Annotated in this window: 17 protein-coding genes and 1 riboswitch; of the genes, 1 reads left to right on the top strand and 16 read right to left on the bottom strand. The window is 42.1% G+C overall.

Features of this window, described 5'->3' with window-relative positions:
* Complete coding sequence (gene pepF, locus ACFW0C_RS08625; protein WP_378106823.1) at positions 1-1,812, bottom strand: oligoendopeptidase F; 1,812 nt, start codon at positions 1,810-1,812, stop codon at positions 1-3.
* A 209-nt stretch (positions 1,813-2,021) separates the two neighbouring features.
* Here pepF and ACFW0C_RS08620 point away from each other — a divergent pair, with 209 nt between their 5' ends.
* Positions 2,022-2,912 carry a fructose bisphosphate aldolase gene (locus ACFW0C_RS08620; protein ID WP_029315621.1) on the top strand — a complete coding sequence of 297 codons (891 nt, stop codon included), beginning with the start codon at positions 2,022-2,024 and terminating at the stop codon, positions 2,910-2,912.
* Positions 2,913-3,042: 130 nt separating this feature from the next.
* Here the strand turns inward: ACFW0C_RS08620 and fabV are convergent, their stop codons facing one another.
* From fabV to ACFW0C_RS08545, 15 genes are all read right to left on the bottom strand, one after another.
* Positions 3,043-4,242: an enoyl-ACP reductase FabV gene (fabV, locus tag ACFW0C_RS08615; RefSeq protein ID WP_378106822.1), complete on the bottom strand. Its 1,200-nt coding sequence runs from the start codon at positions 4,240-4,242 to the stop codon at positions 3,043-3,045.
* A 230-nt stretch (positions 4,243-4,472) separates the two neighbouring features.
* On the bottom strand, positions 4,473-5,252 hold the full coding sequence (gene aroD / locus ACFW0C_RS08610; protein ID WP_378106821.1) for a type I 3-dehydroquinate dehydratase: 780 nt from the start codon (positions 5,250-5,252) through the stop codon (positions 4,473-4,475).
* Between the two features lie 157 nt (positions 5,253-5,409).
* Entirely contained in the window at positions 5,410-6,267 is an 858-nt protein-coding gene (truA, locus tag ACFW0C_RS08605; RefSeq protein WP_378106820.1) for a tRNA pseudouridine(38-40) synthase TruA, read from the bottom strand.
* Between the two features lie 21 nt (positions 6,268-6,288).
* Positions 6,289-7,077 carry an energy-coupling factor transporter transmembrane protein EcfT gene (locus ACFW0C_RS08600; protein WP_016896577.1) on the bottom strand — a complete coding sequence of 263 codons (789 nt, stop codon included), beginning with the start codon at positions 7,075-7,077 and terminating at the stop codon, positions 6,289-6,291.
* Between the two features lie 3 nt (positions 7,078-7,080).
* Positions 7,081-8,010, bottom strand: coding sequence for an energy-coupling factor ABC transporter ATP-binding protein (locus ACFW0C_RS08595; RefSeq protein ID WP_378106819.1), 930 nt, complete (start codon positions 8,008-8,010; stop codon positions 7,081-7,083).
* A complete protein-coding gene (locus ACFW0C_RS08590) occupies positions 7,986-8,828 on the bottom strand; it encodes an energy-coupling factor ABC transporter ATP-binding protein (RefSeq protein ID WP_378106818.1) in 843 nt (280 codons plus the stop codon). The genes ACFW0C_RS08595 and ACFW0C_RS08590 overlap by 25 nt, the downstream gene beginning before the upstream one ends.
* 120 nt (positions 8,829-8,948) lie before the next feature.
* A riboswitch (FMN riboswitch) is annotated at positions 8,949-9,074 on the bottom strand.
* A 70-nt stretch (positions 9,075-9,144) separates the two neighbouring features.
* Complete coding sequence (locus ACFW0C_RS08585) at positions 9,145-9,594, bottom strand: OsmC family protein (RefSeq protein ID WP_378106817.1); 450 nt, start codon at positions 9,592-9,594, stop codon at positions 9,145-9,147.
* A 135-nt stretch (positions 9,595-9,729) separates the two neighbouring features.
* Positions 9,730-11,637 carry an acyltransferase family protein gene (locus ACFW0C_RS08580; RefSeq protein WP_378106816.1) on the bottom strand — a complete coding sequence of 636 codons (1,908 nt, stop codon included), beginning with the start codon at positions 11,635-11,637 and terminating at the stop codon, positions 9,730-9,732.
* Positions 11,638-12,056: 419 nt separating this feature from the next.
* Entirely contained in the window at positions 12,057-12,437 is a 381-nt protein-coding gene (gene rplQ / locus ACFW0C_RS08575; protein WP_004262615.1) for a 50S ribosomal protein L17, read from the bottom strand.
* Positions 12,438-12,462: 25 nt separating this feature from the next.
* Complete coding sequence (locus ACFW0C_RS08570; RefSeq protein ID WP_378106815.1) at positions 12,463-13,407, bottom strand: DNA-directed RNA polymerase subunit alpha; 945 nt, start codon at positions 13,405-13,407, stop codon at positions 12,463-12,465.
* Positions 13,408-13,473: 66 nt separating this feature from the next.
* The gene (gene rpsK / locus ACFW0C_RS08565) at positions 13,474-13,863 is read right to left on the bottom strand and encodes a 30S ribosomal protein S11 (protein WP_004262610.1); all 390 of its coding nucleotides are present in this window, start codon (positions 13,861-13,863) and stop codon (positions 13,474-13,476) included.
* Positions 13,864-13,886: 23 nt separating this feature from the next.
* Positions 13,887-14,252: a 30S ribosomal protein S13 gene (rpsM, locus tag ACFW0C_RS08560; protein WP_004262607.1), complete on the bottom strand. Its 366-nt coding sequence runs from the start codon at positions 14,250-14,252 to the stop codon at positions 13,887-13,889.
* Between the two features lie 32 nt (positions 14,253-14,284).
* Positions 14,285-14,398: a 50S ribosomal protein L36 gene (gene rpmJ, locus ACFW0C_RS08555; RefSeq protein ID WP_004262605.1), complete on the bottom strand. Its 114-nt coding sequence runs from the start codon at positions 14,396-14,398 to the stop codon at positions 14,285-14,287.
* A 31-nt stretch (positions 14,399-14,429) separates the two neighbouring features.
* Positions 14,430-14,648: a translation initiation factor IF-1 gene (gene infA / locus ACFW0C_RS08550; protein ID WP_378106814.1), complete on the bottom strand. Its 219-nt coding sequence runs from the start codon at positions 14,646-14,648 to the stop codon at positions 14,430-14,432.
* Positions 14,649-14,767: 119 nt separating this feature from the next.
* Positions 14,768-15,415: an adenylate kinase gene (locus ACFW0C_RS08545; protein ID WP_378106813.1), complete on the bottom strand. Its 648-nt coding sequence runs from the start codon at positions 15,413-15,415 to the stop codon at positions 14,768-14,770.
* Positions 15,416-15,440 lie beyond the last annotated feature (25 nt).

Genomic DNA, 15,440 nt, shown 5'->3' with positions numbered 1-15,440 from the left:
TTAAGTCAGTTTCGCTGAGTAATCAATAATCGCATCTACCGTTTCATTTAAGAAGTTAATAGTATTTTCTAAAGGTTGTGCAGTCGTAATATCCACGCCCGCAACCTTGGCTGCATCAACAGGGTTAATACGCCCTAATTTCAAGAAGTTGATCCAATTATCAACCGCTTGCTCATCTTCACCTGAACGGATATTCAAGAATGCTTGGGTCGCAATGGTTAAACCTGCTGAATACGTGTATGAGTAGAGACCCATGTAGTAATGCGGTTGGCGCATCCAAGTTAATTCAGCACCCTCGTTAATCTCTACAGCGTCACCCCAGAAATCTTCTAGTACCCCTTTTTTCAAGTCTGAAAGCGTTTCAGCTGTGAAGGCCTCACCGCTGTCAATTAGGCGGTATACTTCACGTTGGTAAGCAGCTTCTAATAAATGGGTAATGAAGTTGTGGAAGTAGGTATTGGTCAACATATTGGCTAAAGCAAAGCGTTGAGTTCGGTCATCTTCCCCGTTCGCCATCAAGTAACCTGTTAACAATAACTCGTTGAAGGTTGACGGTGCTTCAATAACATATAGACTCGGCTCACTTGAAATAAACAAGTTATTGGCTTCAGCTCGGCTCATTTGCCCTGCATGCCCTAACTCATGGATTAAGGTGTAGACATCAGACAATTGTTCTGTCCAGCTCATCAAGATATAAGGATGAACACCAGGAGCGATGGTCGCAAAACCACCAGTTGATTTCCCGATATTTTGAGCATAGTCTACCCAGCGGTCTGTATAGGCTGGCGCAATTTCCTTATAGTAGTCCTCACCCATAACGGCAGTAGCTTCTTTCACGTAGGCTTCAGATTCTTCAAAAGAAACCGGTTTTGAGAAGGTTGGATCAAGGCTGATTTTTAGGTCACCGTAAGTCATTTTATCTAAACCGCGTACTTCTTTTACGTGGTTGATGTATTTACGCATAACGGGTGCCAATTTCTCCATGATAACATCGATTTGACGGTCATAAAGGTCCCGGTCAACGTCTTGACTGAATAATAGATAGTCAATCACTGACTCGTAGCCACGGATATTAGCTTGCGCTTTCTCTTGTAAGACATGGCCGTAATAAGTGGTCGCAAAGGTATTTTGGTATTTTGCCAATTCTTTTGAAAATGCATCAAAAGCTGCGCGACGAACGGCTGTATCCTCTTCAAACATGTATTTATCTTCATATAGGACAAAGCTTAATGGATAAGTCTTACCATCTACTTCAAAATCAGGGAAGGTTAAGTCCGCTAATTTAGCATTGTTGTAGATTTCATAATTTTGTTCGTGGGCTTGGTCGAACTGAAATAAGACGTCTTCCACTTTGGCCCCTAGGTAGATTTGTTGTTGGCGTTCAACTTCCGCAATATAGTCTGCAGTTTCAGCTGCGATTTCTTTCACTTTTGCCAGTTCTGCTGCCGGCTTTTCTAGTAAGGCATTTTGGAAGAAGAGCATGGCTTCCTGGACTTCTTTACTAACTGAAGAAACCTTGTGTAATTTCAAAACCGCTTGTGAATTGGTCCGGTCAGCTTCAACCGCTAAAAAGGCATAGTGCATCAACTGTGACGCCAATACTTGGATATCAGAGGATGCTAAAACAGCTTCCGCAATGTCTTTAGCGTCCGTTAATTTGCCTTCATAATTTTCCTTGAAAGCTTGTCCTAGCTTTTTAAATTCAGCTAATTTCGCTTCAAAAGTGGCTTCATCTTTAAATATTTGACTGAGGTCCCAAGTGGTTGCTACATCTACTTGGTCGCGGGTTGGGAATGTATTTTCTGTTGTCATCCGGCATGTCCTTCTTTCCTAGCTTACTAGCTTAATGGTAGTTTTCTAAAACAAGTTTACCACTAAAACCCCAAAACTTACCAGAAATAGTCTGGGTGTTCATTTTTCACAAGGGATTTCGTTTGGGTTTTAAAAAAATGAGGTTCATAATAATAAGTGACGAAAGGATACCACCGCATATGTTTTAAGGAGGAATTTTCATTATGTCAATCAACCAAGCACAATTAGAACGCATGTCAAATGCCCCTGGATTTATCGCTGCACTAGACCAATCAGGTGGTTCAACACCAAAAGCCTTATTAGCCTATGGTGTAGCCGAAGATACCTACAGCAATGAAGACGAAATGTTTGCGAAAGTTCATGAAATGCGGACGCGAATCATGACCAGTCCAGCTTTTACTAGCGATAAAATTCTAGCTGCTATCTTATTTGAAAATACCATGGACCGCCAAGTAGACGGTAAATACACCGCAGAATACTTAGCTGACAAAGGGATCGTACCCTTCCTTAAAATCGATAAAGGACTTGCTGAAGAGGCCAATGGCGTACAATTAATGAAAGATATGCCAGAACTTGACGACCTATTAGCACGTGCAAATGACCGCGGTATATTCGGTACTAAGGAACGGTCTAATATTCTCGCATTTAATCCTGCAGGCATCAAAGAAGTTGTCGACCAACAGTTTGAAGTCGCTAAACAAGTTATTGATGCAGGTTTAGTACCGATTATTGAACCTGAAGTGAATATCAAGGCTGAAGACAAAGCAACCATCGAAGAATTATTAGCTGAAGAAATCCGATTACATTTAGATCAATTAGGGGAAAATGACTTAGTCATGTTGAAGCTGACAATCCCTACAGTACCAGATACATACCGTGAACTAGCCAACCACCCTAACGTTGTTCGTGTAGTGGCCTTATCAGGTGGTTACACTCGTGAAGAAGCCAATGAACTCTTGGCGGAAAACCATGACATGATTGCGTCATTCTCACGTGCTCTCGCATCCGATTTACGTGCAGGCCAAGCAGATGATGAATTTAACGACTTATTAGCGAAGGCTATCGACACCATTTACGACGCATCTGTAAACAAAAAATAGCAAGAAACAGTAAAGTAAATAAAATTAAGAAAGCTCAGAGGCATGACACAACCTCTGAGCTTTTTCTGTATAAAGCACGACAAGTTGAACTTCTTATCAACTCATCGTGTCCTGTCTAACTATGCTATGATTATGGCTCTAGGCTAGCCAATTCCTCGTAAGTAACCGGTGTTTCTTCATAACCATCCACTTCAAAGCCATTTAAATTCAAGAACTCTTTCATGAAGGTATCCCAAGCTGTGAAGTCTGTATTGAAGTTGTCTTGGTTGATTTGTTCAATCAAAGATTTTGTTTCCGCCTGAATTTCTGGGTCTAACTCCCATGAATCTGGGCGCAAACGGCCCTCTTCGTCAAATTCTGCCTGGTCACCAAACAACATGTCGCGGAAAATCCGGTCGATATGCATAATTGGCGTTTCATGTTGGCCTCGCGCTTCCATGACCTTAAATAGCCCTAAGCAGTATACTGGGAAGAATGGAATCACTGATGACGCTTTAGTGGTTACAGCGGTTGCCACAACGACTGTTGCTTTCCCATTGATGTCTTTTAAATCTTCGTTGATTAAAGCGGCAGCCTTATCGCAGTCCGCTTTAGCACGGCCTAAAGTGCCCTTGTTGTAGTATGACTCGTTTAATTCAGCCCCTAAATAAGAATAAACAACGGTCTCAACGCCTTCAGCTAGCACATCCGCCTCCTGTAAGGCATTCATCCACATCCGCCAGTCTTCACCACCCATAACCTTTACGGTGTCCTCAATTTCGGCTTCTGTAGCCGGTTCAAGCACTTGTTCATAGAAGGTTTCCTTTTGTAGGTTGACGTTTGGTCCCACAACCTCTTGGCCAATTGATTTGATCACCGAATTGTAAGTTTCCCCGGTATTTGGGTCTGTACGGCGTCCTGAAGCCAATGAATAAACCACAAAGTCCACTTTTCCGCCGAATTCATTCTTGATGAAGTCAATCACTTGGTCCTTCGCTTCGTTAGAGAAGGCATCTGCCATGATATTTTTGGCGATTAGCCCTTCAGCCTCCGCTGCTTGCCGGAAAAAGATATTGTTATACCAACCTGGCTTACCAAGGTTTTTCTCAGATCGTGGTCCCCCACCATGTGAAACTGAAATCGTATCTGCCCCCGCACCAAAGGCTAGGTTAATCCGACTAGCCAATCCATAAGAAGATGAGCCCCCTAATACCAAAACTTTCTTCGGTCCTTCAAAGGCCCCTTGGTCTTTAACATATTGAATTTGATTGTTTACTTCTTGCTTCAACCCCATCGGATTCACACTAACAAGGACATTTCCACGCATTTTTGCCTTAAATTCTAAAGTCATATATGTCTCCTAATATTTACTAATTTCTTATTTTTTTGACGATTTATCTTTACATTATATAGTTAAGGAAACTAGTAGTAAAGTTTTACATGATTATATCAAAAATCAAAAGATTAATGAAAGCTTTTTTTAAAGCAAAAAGGACTGTGGTTTTACCCTACAATCCTCTCTTATCTTATACGTATTTTCGTTACTGAATGGGCGTCTTTCAACCCTAGAGACAAATTATCCTAGAAATCACCATCCAGGTCATCTACACGTAAAGTCAACAAGTTCATGCATTCTTCCACATCTTCAACGGCCATTTGCCCAGGGGCAGACGACATCCCTTCTACAGTGGCAAAGCTGGCCGCAGATTTGAAGATTTCCCCTGCAATTCGGGTAATCTTGCCTAAACGGCCCATCGACATGGTAATCAAGGGTTGGTCGATCAATGTGGACGCTTGTTGGGTCGCATTCATCAAGGCCAATACATCCGCTTCATCGTGGGGCATGACAGCCATTTTCACAATATCCGCCCCTGACTGCCCCATCTTTTGTAGACGTTTGACCATATCATTTTCTAAAGGGGTTTTCACAAAATCATGGTAGGAAACGATGACTTTGACTTCGTGTTTGTGGGCGTAAGGAATCAGGTTGTCTAAGATGTCCTGGCCGCGCTCAAACTCGATATCGATAGCGTCGACAGCCTTGGCTTGGATTAAGTACCGGTACATTTCAACATACTGGCTCTTACCTATAGCTGACTCCCCGCCCTCGCTCAAGGTTCTAAAGGTGGCAAGTAAGGGCTTTTGAATAGAAGTTTTCACCCGTTTACTCAATTCAGCCAACTCTTCCAGCTCGTCGAAATCGTCAAAGTAATCAATCCGCCATTCCACCATATCGCCTGGTTGACGGCGGTAGAAATTGGCACAGTTGATAATATCTACAGCATTATCCTCGGCTAAGGGAATAATTATTTTTGGTCTATCCTCCCCGAACTTCAAGGAAGCAATTTTTACACTCTTCATGTTGGACTCCTTCTGACATCAAGGTAAAATAAAAAACTCGATACCATTTGATATGTATATTGTATCGAGTTTTTGCCTTTTAAGCTATATAAAATTTGTGACCAAAGACGAAGCACTTATTCTTCATTCGTATCATCATCCAAATTGTCGACCATCTCTATAAGTCTTCATCTGAATTTGCAACCAAGTCCACACTTGCACCCATAGGAGTCCCTAAGCCCGCTTTATAGTCACTATAACCCTTGGAAACCTGCTGGCGATCTTCTAGTCCTAGGTAATAAACCTCCGCTAAATATAAGCCATGTGCGGCTGCTGTGGGTCCTGCTTCATTCCGGTCTTCGGCTGCAATCAACCGTTTCATCTCATCAACTGGTCTTAACCCGTCCCCAATTTGAAGTGTTGTGCCCACCAAAATCCTGACCATATTATATAAGAAGCCTGATCCTTCAAAGACGAAGGTCAAAGTTTCTGCATCCGGATCAGCCGTCACCTCGGCCCGGTAAATTTCCCGGACAAAGTTGGTTTTATCCGTTTTAGTCGAACAGAAGGACTTAAAATCATGGACGCCGATAATGTCCTTTAAGGCCGTTTGCATTCGGGTAACGTCCGTCCGATAGGGATGGTGGTACATATACTGTCTAGTAAATGGTGAAGGAAACTTGGAGGTATCTACCTTGTAGATGTACTTCTTCCCATTCGTATGGAACCGGGCGTGAAAATCATCTTCCACCCGCTCAACCTTGGTGATGCGAATGGCATCGTCAAGAATTGAATTCAAGGCTCTTAAGACCGCTTCCTCCCCAATTTCCGCTGGGTAGTCAAAATGAATCACTTGGCCGAGGGCATGAACGCCTGAATCGGTCCGGCCTGACCCAACAACAGGAATCGTCTGTCCTTTTGACATAAGTTTTAAGGCTTTTTCAAGGGCCTCTTGTACGGTATGCCCATTTGGTTGCACTTGAAAGCCAACAAAGGGGGTCCCGTCGTATTGCAAGGTTACTTTAAATCTAGGCAAAATGCGCCCTCCTTCTAGTGGCTATAAAATAATCATGACGATGGTCAAAACAGCAAGACCGATACTGGCAAGGGTATCTATTCTGCCCCAATGCAATTGACGGTACTTGGTCCGGCCTTCACCACCCTTGTAACCACGCGCTTCCATGGCAGTGGCTAGGTCATAAGCCCGGTTAAAGGCCGAAATGAACAAGGGAATGAGGACTGGAATAAAGGCTTTCACCCGCTCAAGGATGTTGCCTTCTGAAAAGTCCACACCCCGTGCCCGCTGTGCATTCATGATCTTATCCGCTTCTTCTAGTAGGGTCGGGACAAATCGCAAGGCAATCGACAACATTAAGGCAATCTCATGGACAGGCAAAATGTTACGAACAGGCTTCAACAAGGCCTCCATGGCATCAGTAATAGCCAGGGGTTGAGTAGTCAAAGTCAAAATCGTCGATAGGAAAATAATCAATAGGAAGCGGATAAAAATATAGGCCGCATTGGACAAACCACCAGTTGTTAAGGCTAGTGGCCCAAATGACCACAGGACGTCCCCGGTGTGGGTAAAGAGGATTTGTAGGGCTACCGTAAAAATAATAATCGCAATCATGGGTTTCAAACCGCGTAAAAATACCCTTAAAGAAATCCCAGTTAAAAAGACTAGACTCGTGACCACCACGATCATGATGATATTGGTCGTGACATCAGTTGCCGCAAACACCAATAGCATCATGACAATCAAGCCCACCAATTTCACCCGCGGGTCCAGTTTGTGCATCAAGGAATTACCGGGAATGTACCGGCCAATAATCAATTTATCTTTCATCTATCATTGGCCCCCTTCCTCTGTACTAAGTCCGTTTAACTTGTCGTCCTCATTTTGCCCGGTCGTTAAAGCCAAGTTATCTACGATTAAATCAGTCAAAGCATCTACCGTTAATGGCACTTGAGTCGCTGCATCCCATAACTGGCGGTCTAATTTACCTTGTAAATTAAAGGCAAAATCAGCTGCGTCCGGTAAAGCCAATTGGTGGCTGGCTAACCAAGCAGGGTCGGCAAAGACGTCAGCTGGCGTTCCCTCTTTCACACAAGTCCCACCATCCATCACAATCACGTGGTTGGCATAAGCCGCCACATCTTCCATTTGATGGGTCACTAAAACAATCGTCAACCCTTGGTCTCGGTACAAGCGGTCGAACATAGACATCATTTCCTTCCGACCTTTTGGATCCAGTCCAGCAGTTGGCTCATCTAAAACCAGTACTTCCGGTTTCATGGCAATCACCCCGGCAATAGCTACCCGGCGCATTTGCCCACCAGATAACTCAAAAGGTGACCGCTCAAATAAAGTCGGAGCAATCCCAACTGCTTCTAAAGCCGCTTCAGCTTTCTCACGGGCCGTTGCTTCATCGTCGCCAAAATTCATGGGCCCGAACATAACATCTTTAATGACCGTTTCTTCAAATAGTTGCCCTTCAGGAAATTGGAAGACCATTCCTACTCGTTGACGGATTTTCTTCAAGTCTTTTGGCTTAGCGTCAGCTGACACCACCGTCTCACCAATCCGTACTTGGCCCACAGTGGGTTGTACCAAAGCGTTAAGATGTTGGGTAATGGTCGACTTTCCTGACCCTGTATGGCCAATAATCGCCGTATATGACCCATCAGGAATCGTTACGTTAATATCATGCAAGGCTAAACTAGCGAATGGTGTGCCCGCTCCATAAGTAAAACCTACTTGTTCAAATACGATTTGCATAACCATTCACCCAGCCCTTCTTCATCAAAATACGCATCTGGCACAGCCACCCCACGTTTAGCAAGGGCGCTTTTTAGTTGCTCGGAAAAAGGCACATCCAAACCAATCTCAGTTAACTCATTCCCGTAAGTAAAGATTTCAGCTGGCGTTCCCTCTTTAATAATTTGGCCTTCTTTAAAGACTAGCATCCGGTCAGCTTCCGCCGCCTCGTTTAAATCATGGGTAATCGAAATCACCGTCAGGGCATTATCTTGTTTGATATCCGCCACAACTGCCATCAATTCGTCACGACCTTCAGGATCTAACATCGAGGTCGATTCATCTAAAATAATAATTTTTGGTGTCGTAGCAATCACGCCCGCAATGGCAACCCGTTGCTTTTGACCACCAGATAAGGCTGCTGGCTCCTTGTCGCGATAGTCCCACATTTTAACCCGTTTCAAAGCATACTCAACACGGGCATGCATCTCATCAACTGGCATACCCATATTTTCCAAGGCAAAAGCCACATCATCTTCAACCGTTGCCCCAACAAATTGGTTGTCTGGATTTTGAAAGACTAGCCCCACTTGGCTACGGATATCCCACAAGGTCTCCATAGAAAGGACCTTATCGTCCACCTCAATAATCCCAGATTTGGCTTCTAGTAAGCCCACTAATAATTTTGAAAAGGTCGATTTTCCTGACCCATTATGACCAATAATCGCTAGCCATTCACCTTCGTAGATAGTCGTTGATAGGCCATCTATTGCTAATTTCTCATCTGATTGACTATATTGAAAAGACAAATCTTGAACCTGAATAATCGGTTTCGCCATCTTGTTCCCTCGCTCACTTTATATATTTAAGAAAAAACTCCTCCAATGTTACTTGGAAGAGTTTGTCAAAGAAGCCCAAATCCAGCTAACCACTTGCTTCGCCGTCTCGTTCATCCTGCTATACGCTTCTTCCATCCTGACTGTAACAGTCGGTACTAGAATTCCACTAGTTCAATCACCTATTGCAGCTGGTAATTCGCGGACTTTACCGCCGATCGGGACTCACACCCTGCCCTGAAGACATTTCATATGTTTTTCACTTAGTTTAGTCTACTAAAATCCACCATTAAAAGCAATGGTCAGATGTCAAGACACCTTATCCCTTTGTGTCATCCCCATGATCGTTAGTGTGAATCACCATTTCCTTATAAGCATAGTCACCGATGATTTGAGATACCGGACACCGTCCTTCTGCCTCATAGACTATAGCTTCCGCCTGGTCACGTTGTAAATCGAGGTAGACATCTACTTTAAAATCAAAATAAGTAATGGTCGTTTCCTGATTTAATTTATAGTCCACTTGAACGACCACTTCACTGGCCACACCCTTGATACCGTGTCGGTCTAAAGCAATTTCGATGGTCGCATTCAAGCACGTCGCCCACGATAAGGCGATCAGTTGTTCTGGGTTAGTCCCAGGCTCATCAACTTTCAAAGGACTTGACGTTTGGACCCGCAATGCATTATCCCCTTCAACCCAGGCCGTTCCCTTAAGTCCTTGATCATTATGTACCCGTGTCGTATACAACAATTTATCCTCACCCATATGCGCATTGCCTCCATCCTCTTGATTATGCTTTTATATGGGCCATTATACCCTTAATATTCCTAGTAAAAAAGGCAATTGCACTCAAACCTGTAATTGCCTTTTCACCGAATGATTCATTTATATATGGAAATTTTATTTTTTCAAGACTTCGTACATACCGTTGGTGATAAACTGCAACCACACTTGACCTCCGTCAGGATTAAAGTGGACCCCGTCTTGGCTCAACCAAGTGGATGCTTCCTCGTGGTTACTATAGTATTCATGCCAGTCCAATAAGTGGATGGTATCACCATCGTCACTGGCCGCTTCAGCTAACGTCTTATTGACATCAGCTGCCCAAGGACGGTCGACATGAGTATTGACTAGGAAAATCGTCTTGTCCCGTCCAATCTCATCTAAGAAGTCAGACAATTGGGCTGACGTAAAGCCACCGTTGGCTCCTAGGTCAACAAGAACCGTGTCATGGAGCATTCCCTGTGCTTCTAAGCTAGCTGGATAACTAATTAAGGTATATAACTGGCGACCAACCGCCGCGTCAACGATAGCATTAGGATACAAGGTGTATAAACCTTCCGATTCACCGACCATTAGGGAGTCACCAATAAAGGTTACCGATAATTGGTAGGCAAAGCGGGCTTGTTCATCAGGAATCCCTTCATAGAATCCTAGTGACGCCTCACTTAAACTGTCTTTATAGGTTGATAGACTCGCGTTTGCTTGTTTTTCTTGTTCAGCCCGTTGTTTATTCAATTCCTCAATCTTCTTGGCCTGCTCAGCTGCTTGCTGCTCTTCTACTGTCACATTGTCTGCTGGTTTAGAAATTGCAACAGCACTCGCACCACCAAGGAAGATGAAGGTAAACACTAAGAATAAAATACGGGTCGACCAAGGTGCCGGCTCTTTAAACAAATTACGTACCTTTGTAAATAGACGGACGGGTTGATTATTTCGGACTTCATTAAAAATTGGCACCGACCATCTTTTTTCCTCTAGTAAGGCATAAGACAAGCAGGATAGGACAATAATCAAAATGACTTGTGGCCATATACTATTAGTAAACCAATTCTGACTGGTTGGAACCATATGGAACAATACATTGATTGGATAATACCATAAATACATATGGAATGTACGTTGACCAAGCCACCGCAAGGGTTTAAATTTCAATAGAAAACTAACCCAAGATCCTTGGTAGGTTAATAGGGCAATGGTCACGGCTGCCAGGAAGTTATAACCGAACATGCCGCCATAGTAGGTGAATGTCGCTGCATCAAGCATGTGGCGCATCCCGTAAGTGAGTATAGCCAATAAGCCTAACAATACCACATCAACAATAAAGTGGTGAAACCGACCAAAACGATTCTTCAACCAAATAGCTAGTTGGTCCATGTCCAACAATTGGGCAGCAGCCCCACCAAAAGCGATAGAGAAGAACCTAGTATCCGTACCGTAGTAAACTCGTGACGGGTCTTCGCCAGGTGTGAAGATTATCGCCATTAAAATGCCTGACAAAACCGCGGCACCAAGCATGACCACTCCTGATTGCCATTTAGTTTTAGTATAACGTCGACTAGCATTAAAGAATAAGGGCCATATCACCATAAATTGCATATAAACGGCAATATACCAATAATGTGTTGTTAGTGACGGGTGTAGCATATTGGCGAAATAGGATGACCCAGATAATATTTGCTGCCAATTATTGACGAATAACAAAGATGTTGTTAGATTAATGCCAATATTGACCAATAATTGCTGTCTAAATAGTAGTAAATAAGTCAGACCTACCATTGTAATAATGACCATAGGCCACCACACTTTTCGTATGCGACTCCAGGTTTTCTTAAAATAAGACTCCTGGATACCTGCTTTATATTTACTCTCCATTTGACTAGTCACTAAATACCCCGAAAGTACGAGAAAAATGTCCACCCCTAGGAATCCACCCGAAACACGGTGGGTTAGATAGTGGTATAAAATAATACCCAACATCGCTAAGAATCGAATTGTATCAAACTGTGTAAAGTAGTTTTTTTTCATTACCCTCGCCTCTCTAAATTGCCAAGCACGCCATTGACAATGCTCGAGACAATTCACGCAAATATAATACATATATTATATCGATAGTATGGAAAAATGAGAACATTAATTTTGAAATTTCCTAAAGTCTTGCCCGACAAATACCGTCCAAACAACCAAAAAAGTGGTTGAGCCCTAGCCCCAACCACTTTAGAAAATAAAAAAGCATATATGCTACCAAACACCTGTTGGTTAAACAACACATATGCCGAACCAATTTTTCACCTAAATGAATTGGCCTTGATTTATTCATAAGACTTATGGATATATTCCACTCCTAGCGAACTTCATCACGCTAGGAGTAGATAGAGCTAGACTCGGCTATACAAGATATAACCACCATCATGACACTCCGTTTTATACATCACGAAAAGTTTTTATTAAACTAATTCAAGAATAACCATTGGTGCAGCATCGCCACGACGAGGTTCAGTTTTTAAGATACGAGTGTATCCACCTTGACGTTCAGCGTAACGAGGACCAAGATCGTTGAATAATTTTTGTAAAGCAGACTCGATAACGATGTCTTCACCTTCAGCGCGAACATCGGCGATTTCGTTACGAACAAATTGGTTCGCTTGACGGCGAGCAGCTAAATCTCCACGTTTACCTAAAGTAATCATTTTTTCAGCTGTACGACGGATCTCTTTCGCACGAGTTTCTGTTGTAGTAATACGTTCATTGATAATTAAATCAGTAGTTAAGTCACGTAACATAGCTTTACGTTGAGAGCTAGTACGACCTAATTTACGGTAACCCATTGTCAGTATCCTCCTTTATGATTTATTAATCTTCTTGACGTAAAGATAAGTCAAGAGCAGCTAGCTTGTGTTTAACCTCTTCAAGAGACTTACGACCTAAGTTACGTACTTTCATCATTTCTGGTTCAGATTTGTTAGTCAATTCTTCAACAGTATTGATGCCTGCACGTTTTAAACAGTTGTATGAACGAACTGATAAGTCTAGTTCTTCAATAGTCATTTCAAGCATTTTTTCTTTTTGTGTTTCTTCTTTTTCGACCATAACTTCAACTTGACGAGCTTCGTCTGTTAAGTTAACGAATACTTCCAAGTGTTCTGTCATGATTTTTGCCGCTAAGCTTAATGCTTCTTCGGGTGAAATTGTACCATCAGTCCAAATATCCATAGTTAATTTATCGTATTCGTTGATTTCTCCGATACGAGTATTTTCAACTTGATAGTTTACTTTGGAAATTGGTGTGTAGATAGAATCCACTGGGATTTCGCCAATTGGCATTGAATCCACTTTATTATTTTCTGAGCGTACAAAACCACGACCGTTTTTAACATTCATAATCATGTGGAAACGAGCGCCTTCTGCAAGCGTACAGATATGTAAGTCTGGATTCATAACATCGAAATCAGCATCGGCAATAATATCAGCAGCTGTTACGTCAGCTGGACCTGTGATGTCAATTTCTACTTGTTTTTCTTCTACGTCATACAATTTCAATGATAATTGTTTTACGTTCAACACAATCTCAGTAACGTCTTCACGTACACCTGGGACTGTTGAGTATTCATGCAAAACATCGTCAATTTGGATTGATGTAACTGCTGTACCTGGTAGTGAGGACAACAAGATACGACGTAATGAATTACCTAGGGTTGTTCCATAGCCGCGTTCTAATGGTTCTACAACGAATTTACCAAATTTACTATCGTCGTTAATTTCAATTGTCTCAATATTTGGCTTTTCAATTTCGATCATATCGACAAATTACCCCTTTCAAAACGTGAGAAAATGTATCATCGCATATCCAAGTTCATCAATCGATTAAACACGACGACGTTTTGGAGGACGGCAACCATTATGAGGAATAGGTGTTACATCGCGAATAGCAGTAACTTCTAAACCTGCTGCTTGTAAAGCACGGATAGCTGATTCACGACCTGAACCAGGACCTTTTACTGAAACTTCAACAGATTTCATACCGTGATCCATAGCAGCTTTTGTAGCTGTTTCTGAAGCCATTTGTGCAGCGTAAGGAGTAGATTTACGAGAACCTTTAAATCCTAAAGCACCTGCAGATGACCAAGAAATTGCATTACCATGCTCATCAGTAATCATAACGATAGTATTGTTAAATGTAGAGTGGATGTGCGCCACACCTGTTTCGACATTTTTCTTCACACGACGTTTGCGTGAAACTGGACGTTTAGCCATAGTGTAATTAACCTCCTTTTAGATTATTTTTTCTTACCTTGAATTGCGACAGCTTTACCTTTACGCGTACGTGCGTTGTTCTTAGTGTTTTGACCACGAACTGGTAAACCACGACGGTGACGGATACCACGGTATGAACCGATTTCTTGTAGACGTTTGATGTCTAAAGCACGTTCACGACGTAAGTCACCTTCAACTTTAATTGTATCTACTGCTGCACGTAAACGATCTAACTCATCGTTAGTTAAGTCACGTACACGAGTATCTTCTGAAATTTCAGCTTGCGCTAAGATTTTTTGAGAAGTCGTTTTACCGATACCATAGATGTATGTTAAGGCAATAACGATACGTTTCTCACGTGGAATATCTACTCCTGCTATACGAGCCATATACGAAAACCCTCCTTTTTATTTATCTTTAATTAGCCTTGGCGTTGTTTATGTTTTGGATTAGAACAAATAACCATAACTTTACCGTTACGGCGAATAACTTTACAATGTTCACACATTGGTTTAACAGATGCTCTTACTTTCACAGTTATACCTCCTCGATTATATATCTCTACATTACTTGAATCGGTAGGTGATACGACCTTTCGTCAAGTCATATGGAGACATCTCAACTTTTACACGGTCGCCTGGTAAAATACGAATGTAGTTTACACGCATTTTTCCTGAAATATGCGCGATAACTTCATAACCATTTTCCAATTGGACCTTAAACATAGCATTAGGTAATGTTTCAGTCACAGTACCTTCAATTTCGATCATATCTTCTTTTGACAAAGTTTTTCCTCCTAAAGGTGGTTGTTTCGTTTAATCACTAATTGATTATAGGATAGAAATACGAAATGTTCAGTCAACCCGAATATCTTACCATAATTAGCGACTTAAAGCAACAAATATTATTTATCTAAAATCTTTTGGATCTCAGCGTAAACATTGTCAATACCGATATCACCAGGAATGCGATAAAGCTTACCTTGACTTTCATAGAAGTCTAAGATTGGTTGCTGTTGTTCTTGATTAACTTTTAATCTGTTTTCAACAACTTCAGGTTTATCGTCTTCACGTTGGTAGAAATCATGGCTTCCGCAAACATCGCATACGCCGTCTACTTTTGGTTTGTTCAAAACTTTGTGGTATGTTGCGCCACAGTTACGACAAATGATTCGTCCTGATAAACGTTCTTTCAACGTTTCTGCTGGCACGTCTAAGTAGATAACTGCATCAATGTCGCGATCTAAGCGAGTCATGATACCGCCAAGTTCTTTAGCTTGTGCTTCAGTTCTTGGAAAACCGTCTAGCATAAAGCCAGCTTGTGTATCTTCTTTTTGAAGTCTTTCTTCAACAATACCATTGGTTACTTCATCAGGAACTAATGCACCATCATCCATGAATGATTTGGCTTTTTTTCCTAATTCAGTTCCTTCAGCGATTGCTGATCTAAACATATCTCCAGTAGAAATATGTGGAAATTTATAATCTTCAACGATTTTAGCTGCTTGAGTACCTTTACCGGCACCAGGCAAGCCCATTAAAATAATATTCATAATTGTCCTCCCCAAGCACGTTACG

Source organism: Aerococcus sp. NPDC058936 (assembly GCF_042741995.1).
Lineage (GTDB): Bacteria > Bacillota > Bacilli > Lactobacillales > Aerococcaceae > Aerococcus.
This window is presented reverse-complemented; position numbering and strand designations above follow the sequence as displayed.

What these genes read in the sequence shown, in the direction of transcription:
- ACFW0C_RS08590 (WP_378106818.1), bottom strand. Translation starts at nt 8,828, where the DNA reads ATGGCGAAACCGATTATTCAGGTTCAAGATTTGTCTTTTCAATATAGT.
- ACFW0C_RS08570 (WP_378106815.1), bottom strand. Translation starts at nt 13,407, where the DNA reads ATGATCGAAATTGAAAAGCCAAATATTGAGACAATTGAAATTAACGAC.
- rpsK (WP_004262610.1), bottom strand. Translation starts at nt 13,863, where the DNA reads ATGGCTAAACGTCCAGTTTCACGCAAACGTCGTGTGAAGAAAAATGTC.
- fabV (WP_378106822.1), bottom strand. Translation starts at nt 4,242, where the DNA reads ATGACTTTAGAATTTAAGGCAAAAATGCGTGGAAATGTCCTTGTTAGT.
- ACFW0C_RS08585 (WP_378106817.1), bottom strand. Translation starts at nt 9,594, where the DNA reads ATGGGTGAGGATAAATTGTTGTATACGACACGGGTACATAATGATCAA.
- pepF (WP_378106823.1), bottom strand. Translation starts at nt 1,812, where the DNA reads ATGACAACAGAAAATACATTCCCAACCCGCGACCAAGTAGATGTAGCA.
- ACFW0C_RS08595 (WP_378106819.1), bottom strand. Translation starts at nt 8,010, where the DNA reads ATGCAAATCGTATTTGAACAAGTAGGTTTTACTTATGGAGCGGGCACA.
- rpsM (WP_004262607.1), bottom strand. Translation starts at nt 14,252, where the DNA reads ATGGCTCGTATAGCAGGAGTAGATATTCCACGTGAGAAACGTATCGTT.
- ACFW0C_RS08545 (WP_378106813.1), bottom strand. Translation starts at nt 15,415, where the DNA reads ATGAATATTATTTTAATGGGCTTGCCTGGTGCCGGTAAAGGTACTCAA.
- rplQ (WP_004262615.1), bottom strand. Translation starts at nt 12,437, where the DNA reads ATGGGTTACCGTAAATTAGGTCGTACTAGCTCTCAACGTAAAGCTATG.
- ACFW0C_RS08580 (WP_378106816.1), bottom strand. Translation starts at nt 11,637, where the DNA reads ATGAAAAAAAACTACTTTACACAGTTTGATACAATTCGATTCTTAGCG.
- aroD (WP_378106821.1), bottom strand. Translation starts at nt 5,252, where the DNA reads ATGAAGAGTGTAAAAATTGCTTCCTTGAAGTTCGGGGAGGATAGACCA.
- ACFW0C_RS08600 (WP_016896577.1), bottom strand. Translation starts at nt 7,077, where the DNA reads ATGAAAGATAAATTGATTATTGGCCGGTACATTCCCGGTAATTCCTTG.